The 4,724-nt window shown below is 63.3% G+C and carries 2 protein-coding genes and 1 pseudogene; 2 read left to right on the forward strand and 1 reads right to left on the reverse strand.

From position 1 onward, the window contains the following. The first annotated feature begins 360 nt into the window (after positions 1–360). Both ABZT03_RS43090 and ABZT03_RS43095 read left to right on the forward strand, forming a co-directional pair. Positions 361–1,524 carry an ISAs1 family transposase gene (locus ABZT03_RS43090; RefSeq protein WP_356049635.1) on the forward strand — a complete coding sequence of 388 codons (1,164 nt, stop codon included), beginning with the start codon at positions 361–363 and terminating at the stop codon, positions 1,522–1,524. Between the two features lie 1,181 nt (positions 1,525–2,705). Continuing rightward, positions 2,706–3,492: pseudogene (locus ABZT03_RS43095) on the forward strand (transposase family protein). 58 nt (positions 3,493–3,550) lie between these two features. Here the strand turns inward: ABZT03_RS43095 and ABZT03_RS43100 are convergent. Continuing rightward, positions 3,551–4,456 (reverse strand): tetratricopeptide repeat protein, encoded by a 906-nt coding sequence (locus ABZT03_RS43100; protein WP_356049637.1) that lies wholly within the window; start codon positions 4,454–4,456, stop codon positions 3,551–3,553. Positions 4,457–4,724: the final 268 nt, after the last annotated feature.

The following is a 4,724-nucleotide window of genomic DNA, read 5'->3' on the forward strand; positions in this document are numbered from 1 at the left end:
ACCGGCGAGCGTCTTGTCGCTACCGCTGGGACGGCCTAGCGATCAGCTAAAGAAGTTGTACCAGACTCCATCGTCCGTTCCCCGGACAACCAGCGTCAAGAAGCCGGAGGCGTGCGCGAGCGCTGGCGAATCTGGTGTGCGCCCGCCACCTGAAACCTCGCGCCATCCGTCCCACGTGTTGAGCCCAGGGTCCGTTGCAAGATCAGCGTTCGCCCGGTTCGCCGGAGGGGGGCGGAACTGGGCGGGGTACCCCGCTTTGGGTGAGGGCGGACGCAGCGCAGGCACGGCCTCGGTGATCATGTGAGTGTCTACGTCCCATGAACACTTGGCGAGTCCGTGCCTGCTTCTGCATCTTCTCTCATGCCCCGCGGTCTGGATCAACTGGCCCTGCTCTCCTCGCCGGCCCCTCTGCCGGACGCGGTCGCTCTGTCCGGGTTTCTGGACCTGATGCCCGACCCGCGCGGGCTGCGTGGACGCCGTTATCTGCTGGCCGCGCTGGTGACCGCCGCAGCAGCGAGCGTGCTGGCGGGCGCCCGCTCGCTGACAGCGATGACCGAGTGGATCGCGGACGCTCCGGTGTGGGCCTGCCGGGCGCTCGGTTTCCCCGTCAATCCGCTGACCGGGGCCGTGTCCGTACCGCACCCTCATACCCTGCGCCGGCTGTTGGTCCAGCTCGACGGCGACGCCCTCGACCAGGCGATCGGCGCCTTCCTCACCGCCCGCGCCGCCCCCACGACCGCCGGGCTGCGGGCGATCGCCGTCGACGGGAAAGTACTGCGCGGCTCGCGCACGGCCACCGCCCCGGCCATCACCCTGCTGGCCGCGATGGACCACACCGGCAGCGTCCTCGCCCAGCGCCAGGTCTCCGACAAAAGCAACGAAATCCCAGCCTTCGCACCCCTGTTGAACACCGTTGACCTCTCCTGCACGGTGATCACCGCTGACGCCCTGCACACCCAGCACGTCCAAGGCACCTATCTCCGCGCCCGCGGCGCCCACTACATCGCCGTCGTCAAGGCCAACCACCCCGGCTTGCTCGACCGCATCCGCCGGCTTCCCTGGCAGGAGATCGACCTCGACCACTACGAGCGCACCCGCGCCCACCACCGCCAGGAGATCCGCCGCCTGAAGACCGCGACCTTCGCTCACATCGACTACCCCGACGCGAAGCAGGCCCTCCAAGCCGTGCGCTGGAGAAGGGATCTCAGCACTGGCAAGCTGACGATCGAGCGGGTCTACCTGATCACCAGCCTGCCACCCGGCACCGCGAGCGGGGCCCAGCTCGCAGCATGGATCAAAGGACACTGGAAGATCGAAAATCTTCTCCACCATGTCCGCGACCGCACCTTCCGCGAGGACGATTCCAAGATCCGCACAGGCCACCTGCCCCGGATCATGGCCGGGCTTCGCAACCTCGCCATCGGCATCCACCGCCAGGACGGACAGACCAACATCGCAGCCGCCCTACGTCACACCGCCCGCGACTGCCGCAGACCCCTGATCGCCCTCGGCCTCACCGGATGAACCCGGACAGAAAGCGATCTTGCAACGGACCCTGGTGTTGAGCCCGTCGAACGAATTATAATGCAGGCCGTTGTCTGTTCCTCGAACTACGACCATCGAACCTACCACCGCTGGCCCAGAAGGGGTCTGCCCGCCCCCGGGAACAGGGCGCCACGCGCCTGACGTCGAGAAGTCGGAGCCGAGGCTTTGATGGTAAATCAAATTGTCGGTTCCGCGCACGACGGCGAAGTACCCTGCACCGAAGCGCGTAATTGCAGGTGCTGACGGCGTCAGGCCATTGCCGCTGACCCGGTGCCACCCTATCCACCCAGACCCGCCGAGAGCGTTGTAGTGGATCCCGTCATCAGTGCCTCGTACCATCACTACGTTGTCGGCGACCGCCGGAGCCGATGGAGTCAGGCCACCGCCCGGAACCTCCATCCAATTACTCCAAGCGCTTCCCTGGGACTGGCTGTAGTAGATCCTGCTAACAAAGCCTCGGACGAAAATGGAGGGAGCGCCGCCGAAGTTGCCGAAGCCCGGGGTCGCATCCGTCGCAACTCCCGGGACAGGAGTCCAACCTGCCCATGACGTACCCGAATTGAACCGATTCGTATACACGGCATTGTCTGTGCCGCGAATACTGACGACCACAGCGCCGTGAGCGCCAGGGCCTGAGAGCGTCTTGCCGTCTGAAATTCGCTGCCATGCTGCCCAGCTTGCCATGCTTACCCGCCGCCTCTCGTGCCACCCTTTCGCGTAGTTCTATATGTCAAGAATAGTGCAGGCGCCAGAGGTTGGCATGTTGCCCAGGCCATCAGCCAGGGACCAGACAACGACTCATCGCCGCCCCTAAGTCCGCTCGTCGCCCCCAATCTGCGGAGGCGCGAAGCCCCAGCAAGGACCCGGGCGAAGAACCGTAGTTGCTTGATACTGAAACTTGAATTGGTGGTGTCGGGCTCGGGTAGTCAGGGGTTCCAGGGTCAGGCCGGTGCCGGTGAGGCAGCCATCGATGGAGTGGGGGTGGTACTGCGGTCAGCCCGCCGCCCTGCACATACCTCACACCCGATAGCACTACCTGGGGCCACGATCAACGCGAGGGGTGAGGCGCCAATGAGCCTTTTCTAGGCTGGCGGTGTTGACCGCGAGTTGGACAGTCCTGCGCAACGACGAAGCCCCTGGTCGACGGGTTCTCGACCAAGATCACCCGTGTCCGCCAGGAGCTTCGCGCGCTTGTCTACCCGTCCTCGACTGATCTGTCCAGCCGCACCCTGCGGTTCCTGACCGGACAACTGACAGCCAGGCGGCAGGAGATCGGGACGCGGTGGCGGCGCCTTTCCGCCGCACGTCAGGCCCTGCTCGCCCTGGCCCATCTACGGTGCGGTGACACCTACGCCCAACTCGCCGCCGGATTCGGGATCGGGATCGGGATCGCGACCGTTTACCGCTACTTACGTGAAGCCGTCGACGTCCTGTCCGCCCTTGCCCCGCCCCTGGCCGAGGCGATGAGGACGATCCGGGCGAGGCGTTCGTCATCCTCTACGGCACCCTGCTGCCGATCGACCGCATCGCCGCCGACACCCCGTACTACTCCGGGAAACACAAACGCCACGGCATGAACGTCCAGGTCCTCACGGATCCGTTCGGGCGGCTGCTCTGGGCCTCGCCGGCTCTGCCCGGTTCGACTCACGACCTGACCGCCGCGCGACAGCACGGGATCATCGAAGCCCTCGCCGATGCGGGGCTCAAATGCTGGGCGGACAAGGCGTACCAGGGGGCCGGTGAACCCGTCCGGGTACCGTTTCGGGGTCGTCGCCTCAAGAGATGGAAGCGCCGCCACAACACCACCCACGCCAAGATCCGCTGCCTTGGCGAGCGGGCCATGGCCACCCTCAAGGGCTGGCGCCTCCTACGGAAGCTTCGCGGCAGACCAACCGAATCACCGACGTCGTGAAGGCTGTCCTCGTCCTTCACCACGCGTCAGCGTGAGGTTGAAAAACGCTCACTGCTTTGGACTGTAACTCTCCGGGCTTCCTAGCCGGCGCCGTTACCGCGCAGGCGTATGCCTTCGAGCGTTTTCCAGCTCCTTGCGCGCCCGACCATCATCAGGATTCCTGGAGAGTGCATATTCGCAATCCTTAGCTGCTGCAGCGTAATTTCCAGCTGCGCGATAAACGACACTGCGACTTATTCGGAAGTGACCTTCTCCGGGGTTAATCTTCACTGCGCGATCAAGGTACTCGAGTGCGCTCTTGTGGTCGTTGAGCTCAAAATAGCAATGACCCATGGTGTGCCATAGCGCAGCCTTGAGGTCATCATCGAGGTATCGCGGTTTAACCTTGCGGCAATCCTCGATAGCGGCCTGCCACTGCTCCAATTCCTCATACGTTGCAGCTCGAAAATAGAGGCACTTCGACTCTCCCGCCTTGGTTTTACTTAGGGAAACCGCACGATGCCAATCGTTAAGAGCTTGATCCCGGTGGCCGGACATGCGCAAGGTGTTTGCGCGTTTGACATAGGCGAAACCATAATTAGGGTCCGCGGATATGGCTGCGGTATAGCATTCAACCGCCTCGGCGGGGCTTCCTGCCTCATACAGGAGGTCGCCCTTTTTCACGAGTTCATCTCTTGAAGGAGGTGACTCTGCGAGATCTGGATTGTACGGCCGCTGATACCTGTAGCTATACCAAAACGTTCCGCGAGGCAGCGGAGTGAAACCGTTGGCGATAGCGCTTTCGTGAATCTGATCCAACTCCTTCTGAGCATCCACTCTGTCGCCACCCGAGAGTTGCTCAATTGGAGTGGAGCTCATTTTCACGAAGTTCGCCGTCATGGCCACGTAGCCGCCATCTGGATGCAGCACGCGAGCGATGAATTTACACTTCCATATACCGCCCGGGGTGACCCCGAGCATTCCCGAAACTAGGCTCGCGCCGCGGTGCAGTTCCGCCAACGCCTCTACTTCCATATATTCCATGGGTTGCGGCGGGGGTGCATCTTGCACTCTATTTCTGCACCGTGGACAGAAGGTGGCGCCATATGGAACCTGGCTACCGCATTGAGGGCAATACATGGCGTCTCCTACCCGAATCGCGATCTTATGGGGAGACACGGGAGACTTTCATCCAGTCTACGCATCGGTGGTGCGGGCTGCGATCTGAGGAACGTGGGCAGACCGATGTAGACCGTTGCCTGCGGCGAGTGTGAACAGGTCCGGCCCC

The sequence above is a fragment of the Streptomyces sp. NPDC005574 genome (assembly GCF_040605435.1).
Classification (GTDB): domain Bacteria; phylum Actinomycetota; class Actinomycetes; order Streptomycetales; family Streptomycetaceae; genus Streptomyces.